Source organism: Streptomyces sp. NPDC059524 (assembly GCF_042749255.1).
In the GTDB taxonomy this organism is placed as follows: domain Bacteria; phylum Actinomycetota; class Actinomycetes; order Streptomycetales; family Streptomycetaceae; genus Streptomyces; species Streptomyces xanthii.
Genome location: NZ_JBHYTK010000265.1, coordinates 1 through 6,232 on the forward strand (window position 1 = coordinate 1; position 6,232 = coordinate 6,232).

Consider the following 6,232-nt stretch of genomic DNA (forward strand, 5'->3'; position numbering starts at 1 on the left):
TCTGTGTGTCACTCTGTGGGGGGTGGTGTTTGGGGGGCGTCCGCGGGCGCCTGGGCCTGCGAATCACCGGGTCGGCCCCGCCCGCCGCGGCGGCCCAGCATCTCGGCGGGGCGGCGGACGAGCCGCGCCTGCCGGCCGCGAGGTGACCCCCGTGCATCCCGTTTCCCTGCACTCCACGGGCCTGGCCCCGGCGCAGTCGCCGCCCGGGCCCGCCGCTCCCGGGCCGCCGCGCGGCAGCCGGCGGCGCAGCGAGCGTGTCCCCAGGCCCCGCCGTTCCCGCGTCCGCCGCGTCCTGCGCGCCCTGAGCCTCCTCGTCCTGCTCGCCGTGCTCGGCGGCGTCGGCACCTACGTCTGGGCGGACTCCCGGCTCGCCGGCGACGTCGACCTGGCCGCGCTGCCCGACCGGCCCGCGCCCGGCAAGGGCACCAACTACCTGATCGTGGGCTCCGACAGCCGCGAGGGTCTCAGCGAACAGCAGGCCAGGAAGCTGCACACGGGCTCCTCGGCCGGTGCGGAGGGCCGCCGCACCGACTCGATGATGGTGCTGCACACCGGGGCCCACGGCGCCAGCCTGACGAGCCTGCCCCGCGACTCCTGGGTCACGATCCCCGCGTACGTGGACCCGGCGACGGGCGTCCACCACAAGCCGGAGAAGAACAAGCTCAACGCGGCGTTCTCGCTCGGCGGGCCCGAACTGCTGGTCCGCACGGTCGAGTCGAACACCGGGCTGCGCATCGGCCACTACACGGAGATCGGCTTCGCCGGGTTCGTGGGCATCGTCGACGCGGTCGGCGGCGTGCGCATGTGCGTCGACCGGCACATCGTGGACGACAAGTCCGGGCTGGACCTGACCGAGGGCTGCCACACCCTGGACGGCCGCGAGGCCCTCGGCTTCGTCCGCCAGCGGCACCAGGAGAAGGCGGGCGACCTCGGCCGCTCCCGCAACCAGCAGAAGTTCCTGTCGGCCCTCGCCGAGAAGGCCGCCTCCCGCGACGTCCTGCTCGACCCGTCCGCGCTGTTCGGCACGGCGGGCGCGGGCCTGGACACCCTGATCGTCGACAAGTCCACCGGCATCCCCCAGCTGACCCGCCTCTTCGAAGCCCTGCGCAAGGTCTCGTCGGGCAGCGGCACACAGCAGGGCGTGCCCGTCGCCACGATCGGCTACCCCACGTCCAAGGGCAGCGCCGTCCTCTGGGACCGCCAGAAGTCCGCCCACCTCTTCGCCCGGCTGCGGGCGGACCGGCCGGTGACGGTGGGGGACCGGTAGAACGCCGCTCCTACGCGGGCGACATGACCTCGTAGAGGTTGCGCGAGGCGTCGGTGAAGAACAGGCCGCGCGGGCACAGCGGGTGGTCGGTGCGGCCGTTGGCCGGGTCGCGCGGGGAGTTGCCGTACGGGACGCCGAGGTCCTGGACGCGGGCCAGGATCGCGTCGAAGGTGGCGGGGTCCACGTCGAAGGCGAGGTGGTGGCCCTCGGGGTGCTCGACGGTCATGAAGTCGAGCGTGAGCGAGTCGTTGACCCGCACGGGCGCGAAGTGGCCGTCGTGGCCGGCCGGGGGCAGGGCCTCCAGGCCCATCACCGTGGCGAAGAAGCGGGCCGCCTCGGTGCGGTCGACGGCCGGGACGATGGTGTGGTTGAGGCTCACGGTCATGCGGGACTCCCGGTGGGGTCAGTGTTCCGTGCGGGTGGGTGATCCGTGCGCGGTGGGCGTGCGCGATCCGTGCTCGACGGAGGCGAGTGCTCCGTGCAGCAGGACGTCGACGAGTTCGGCGGCCGTCGGGCCGTCGCCGTCGCCGGGCGTTCCGGGGCGGGTGAAGAGCATGCCGAGGAAGAGCGCGGCCAGCTTCTCCGGAGGCAGCCGCAGCCGCTCGCGGTCCGGCTCGATCAGCTCGGTCAGGGCCTCGCGGACGATCCGCAGGGAGGCCTGGCGGCCGTCCTCGGTGGGACGCTCGCCGTCGGTCCTGCCGCGCCGCCGGCCCGAGGCGTGGAGCGCGCCGACGACCGCGCCCATCCGCTCCAGATGGGCGCGCAGCGCCTCGGCGGCCTCGGTGAGCCGGCCGGTGAGGGGCTGCTCCAGATCGATCGAGGCCAGCTCCCGGCGCACGTGTTCGGGCCCGGCGGCCTCGGCGACGACCGCGTCGAGGACCTCGTCCTTGTCCTTGAACACGCGGAAGACCGTGGCCTCGCCGATCCCCGCGGCGCGCGCGATCCGCGCGGTGGTGACGGCGGCGCCCTGCTCGGCGACGAGCGGCAGCGCGGCCGCGACGATCATGCGGCGGCGCTCGTCCGGGCTCATGCCGGGAGCGCGCTTCCTGGTGGGTGCGGGCATGCCGCGAAGGTACGGAGTGAGTGCTCACTCCGTCAAGTGGGACTGCTGCTGGAGGCGCTCCCTCAGGCCCGCCGCGTCTCCGGGGACGGGGACGCCGGGTCCGTGCCCCAGCTGGTCAGGAGGCGGAGGGCCTCCGCCGACGGGGAGCCCGGTTCGGCGTAGTAGACCGAGAGGAACTGCCCCTCGTCGTCGGGGAGGTGCAGGGTCTCGTAGGAGAGCGAGAGGTCGCCGACCAGAGGGTGGTGCATGCGCTTCACGCCGTGGCCCTTCTCCTTCACGTCGTGCGTCGCCCACAGGCGGCGGAACTCCTCGCTCTTGACGGAGAGTTCACCGACCAGCGCCGACAGCTCCGGGTCCTCCGGGTGGCGGCCCGCGTACAGGCGCAGATAGCTGACCATGTCGGAGGCCTTGGAATCCCAGTCCACGAACAGCTCGCGGTAGTCGGGTGCCAGGAAGGTGAGCCGCGCCCAGTTCCGCTCCGCCGGCGGCAGAGCGCCCCAGTCGCCGAACAGGGCCGCCGCCGTCCGGTTCCAGGCGAGGATCTCCGAGCGGGCGCCGCCGACGTACGCCGGTACGCCCTCCATCGCGTCCAGCATGTGCCGCAGCGCGGGACGGATCTGCTGCCGCCGCGGCGGCCGGTACCGGCGGCGCTGCTGCTTCGCCTGCGCGAGGTCCATCAGGTGCGCGTGCTCGGCGTCCGACAGGCGCAGGGCGCGCGCGATCGCGTCCAGCACCTCCGCCGACACGTTGCGCCCGTTCCCCTGCTCCAGGCGCGTGTAGTACGCCACCGAGACCCCGGCCAGCTGCGCCAGCTCCTCGCGGCGCAGCCCCGGCACCCGGCGGTGCCGTCCGTGCGAGGCGAGCCCCACGTCCTCGGGCTGCAGCCGGGCCCGCCGGCTGCGCAGGAACTCGCTCAGCTCGGCCCTGCGGTCCAGACCGTCGCGGCGGGCTCCGGGCTCGGGCGTGGGCTCGTGGGCGGGCCCGGGGGTGTCGTCCATATCGTCCAGTATTCCCGGTCCTACGACCACGAGCCTGTCCCCGCCAGTAGTAGGACCACTGGTCGTACGCAAAGCGGTGACCTGGGCGAACGTCCCGCGAACCGGCACGCTGGACACCATGACCACGACTGTTGCCGCATACGCGGCGCCCAGCGCCAAGGCTCCCCTGGAGCGCACCACCATCGAGCGGCGCGCGGTCGGCGAGTTCGACGTCCTGATCGACATCAAGTTCGCCGGCATCTGCCACTCCGACATCCACCAGGCCCGCGAGGGCTGGGGCGAGGCCATCTTCCCGATGGTTCCCGGACACGAGATCGCCGGTGTCGTCGAGCAGGTCGGCCCCGGCGTCACGAAGTTCAAGGTCGGCGACCGCGTCGGCGTCGGCTGCATGGTCGACTCCTGCCGTGAGTGCGAGAACTGCCTGGCCGGGCAGGAGCAGCACTGCGTGCGCGGGAACGTCGGCACGTACAACGCCGTCGGCAGGGACGGCGAGCCCACCTACGGCGGCTACTCGCAGAAGGTCGTCGTCGACCAGGCCTTCACCGTCAAGATCCCCGACGGGCTCTCCCTCGACGTGGCCGCGCCGCTGCTCTGCGCCGGCATCACCACGTACGCCCCGCTCAAGCGCTGGGGCGCCGCCCCCGGCAAGAAGGTCGCCGTGATCGGCCTCGGCGGCCTCGGCCACATGGCCGTCAAGATCGCCCACGCGCTCGGCGCGGAGGTCACCGTCCTGTCGCAGTCGCTGCGCAAGAAGGACGACGGGCTGAAGCTCGGCGCCGACCACTACTACGCCACGAGCGACGCGCAGACCTTCAAGGACCTCGCCGGCACCTTCGACGTCGTCCTCTCCACCGTCTCGGCCCCGCTGGACTTCGGCGCGTACCTGAGCCTGCTGCGCACGGGCGGCGCGCTCGTGAACGTCGGCGCCCCCGAGGAGCCGATCGCGCTCAACCTCTTCTCCCTCATCGGCGGCGACAAGATCCTCGCCGGTTCGATGATCGGCGGCATCGCCGAGACCCAGGAGATGCTCGACTTCTGCGCCGAGCACGGCCTGGGCGCCGAGATCGAGCTCATCGAGGCGAGCCAGGTCAACGAGGCGTACGAGCGGGTCCTGAACTCGGACGTGCGCTACCGCTTCGTGATCGACGCGGCCACGATCTGACGGCCGTACGACCTCTGAGGTAATCGACGCCCTCCCCGGGCCCCGGCAGGATCGTTCCCGTACCCACCGAGACGCGATCCGCCGGACCCGAGGAGGGCTCACCCATGACCGCCTACGCCATCGCCGTACTGCGCCCCACGCCCCCGGTGCACCCCGAGGTCCTGGAGTACATCGAGCGCGTCCAGTCCACCTTCGAGCCCTACGGCGGCCGCTTCCTCTCCCACGGCAGGACCGGGCAGTGGAAGGAGGGGGAGCGGCTCGGGGACGTCGTCGTCGTCGAGTTCCCCGACCTGGAGCGCGCCCAGGCCTGGTACGCGTCCCCCGCCTACCAGGAGATCCTCCCGCTGCGCACCGCCCACATCCCCGGCGAGCTCGTCATCGTCGAGGGCGTCCCGGCCGGCTACGACGCGGTGCGCACGGCGGGGGCGATGCGGGCGGCGGCCGCCGCGTGAGCGCGGCTCAGCCGGTGGCGGCGCGCCGCACCTGGGCCGCGCAGTAGTCGCGGACCTTGACGTACTCGCGGGCCGGGTCCGCGTGGTACGACCAGGGCGGCGTGCCCGCGTAGCCGTCGGCGGCCAGGAACTGCTCCAGTGCCTCCGCGTACCGGTTCTGCCAGTACAGGAAGCTGCCGACGAGGTGCCGGACCGGCGGCACGCGGCGGTCGTGCGGGTCCGCCGCGTGGGCGGCCGCGATGTCGGCGAGCGCGGCGTCGGTCGCCGCGACGATCTCGGGGCGGCTGTAGTACGTCCCCGGGGCGAGGTCCCCGTGTGCGATCTCGTACTCGAAGTACGCGTCCAGCACGACCGCCGACAGCAGCTGCCCGGGTTCGCCCTTGGCGGCCGCGGCCCGGCCGAACTCCTCGGCGAGCTCGTGCGAGCCCTGCCACTTGGCGCACCAGTACTGCAGTGCGGAGCGGTGCGCGGCGAGGTGGTGCGGGTCCCGCTTCTCGACCTCGGCCCACAGCGCCTCGAACCGCTCGTTCGCGTAGCCGAGGCCCATGGCCAGCGGCAGCTCCGCGATGTACGGGCACGGGTCGTCGCCCGCGTCCGCCTGCGCGGCCGCGAACGCCTCCCGGGCCTGGCCGAGCACCCGGTGGAAGCCCTCGAACTGCTCCCGCGTCGTGTTCCGCGCCAGTTTGCTGCCCCGGATCTCCCAGGCCAGATAGACCAGCGACCGCGCGTGCACGAGCGCGGCGCCCGCGTCACCCGGCCTGGCCGTCCGCCACGCCAGCAGCCACCCGTCGTCCTTCACGGCCTCGTCGGCCAGCATCGACGACCGCCGGTCCCGCTCCTGCCAGTCGCGTCCCGCGGCGGCGAGGTACCGGGCGCCCTCCTCCCAACTCCCGTCCTTGACAGCCGCCTTGACGGCCTCGGCGGTCGGGTCCGGGGCCATGGCCGACTCGGCGTCGATCTCCGTGACCGGCACCAGGCCCAGGGCGGTGGCCGCGGCCGTGATCTCGGCGTCGGGGATGCGGCCGACGCCGCGGTCGTGGTTGCGCTGGATCGTGATCCAGCGGATGACGAAGACGACGGCGGCGATGGCGCCGACGATCAGGAAGAGACGGTCCACGTTCCAGGGCTTTCTCGAGATGGGGGGTGGGGTGGTGCGCTGTGTTCGTCGGGCGCGGGCCCGGTGGGGGCTGGTCGCGCCCCGCGGTGGAGCCGCAGATGTCACAGCCCCGCGCCCCTGAAGGCGAACGGCTTCGCCGTTCAGCCTTCATCGGGGAAATGCCGCCCGAAGGG

7 protein-coding genes are annotated in these 6,232 nt (G+C 73.2%); 3 read left to right on the forward strand and 4 right to left on the reverse strand.

Annotated features, from left to right (window positions below):
* The first annotated feature begins 151 nt into the window (after positions 1 to 151).
* Complete coding sequence (locus ACFW9D_RS37565; RefSeq protein WP_384629904.1) at positions 152 to 1,267, forward strand: LCP family protein; 1,116 nt, start codon at positions 152 to 154, stop codon at positions 1,265 to 1,267.
* 10 nt (positions 1,268 to 1,277) lie between these two features.
* On the opposite strand, the gene ACFW9D_RS37570 is transcribed toward ACFW9D_RS37565, so the two are convergent.
* The 3 genes from ACFW9D_RS37570 to ACFW9D_RS37580 form a co-directional block, all read right to left on the reverse strand.
* On the reverse strand, positions 1,278 to 1,652 hold the full coding sequence (locus tag ACFW9D_RS37570; protein WP_384629906.1) for a VOC family protein: 375 nt from the start codon (positions 1,650 to 1,652) through the stop codon (positions 1,278 to 1,280).
* A gap of 18 nt (positions 1,653 to 1,670) precedes the next feature.
* The gene (locus ACFW9D_RS37575; RefSeq protein WP_384629908.1) at positions 1,671 to 2,330 is read right to left on the reverse strand and encodes a TetR/AcrR family transcriptional regulator; all 660 of its coding nucleotides are present in this window, start codon (positions 2,328 to 2,330) and stop codon (positions 1,671 to 1,673) included.
* Between the two features lie 62 nt (positions 2,331 to 2,392).
* A complete protein-coding gene (locus tag ACFW9D_RS37580) occupies positions 2,393 to 3,328 on the reverse strand; it encodes a helix-turn-helix domain-containing protein (RefSeq protein WP_384629910.1) in 936 nt (311 codons plus the stop codon).
* Positions 3,329 to 3,446: 118 nt separating this feature from the next.
* Between ACFW9D_RS37580 and ACFW9D_RS37585 the strand changes: the two genes are divergently transcribed.
* The gene (locus ACFW9D_RS37585; RefSeq protein WP_188337180.1) at positions 3,447 to 4,490 is read left to right on the forward strand and encodes an NAD(P)-dependent alcohol dehydrogenase; all 1,044 of its coding nucleotides are present in this window, start codon (positions 3,447 to 3,449) and stop codon (positions 4,488 to 4,490) included.
* A 104-nt stretch (positions 4,491 to 4,594) separates the two neighbouring features.
* Positions 4,595 to 4,942: a DUF1330 domain-containing protein gene (locus ACFW9D_RS37590; RefSeq protein WP_384629912.1), complete on the forward strand. Its 348-nt coding sequence runs from the start codon at positions 4,595 to 4,597 to the stop codon at positions 4,940 to 4,942.
* Between the two features lie 7 nt (positions 4,943 to 4,949).
* Here the strand turns inward: ACFW9D_RS37590 and ACFW9D_RS37595 are convergent, their stop codons facing one another.
* Complete coding sequence (locus ACFW9D_RS37595; protein ID WP_384629914.1) at positions 4,950 to 6,059, reverse strand: hypothetical protein; 1,110 nt, start codon at positions 6,057 to 6,059, stop codon at positions 4,950 to 4,952.
* Positions 6,060 to 6,232 lie beyond the last annotated feature (173 nt).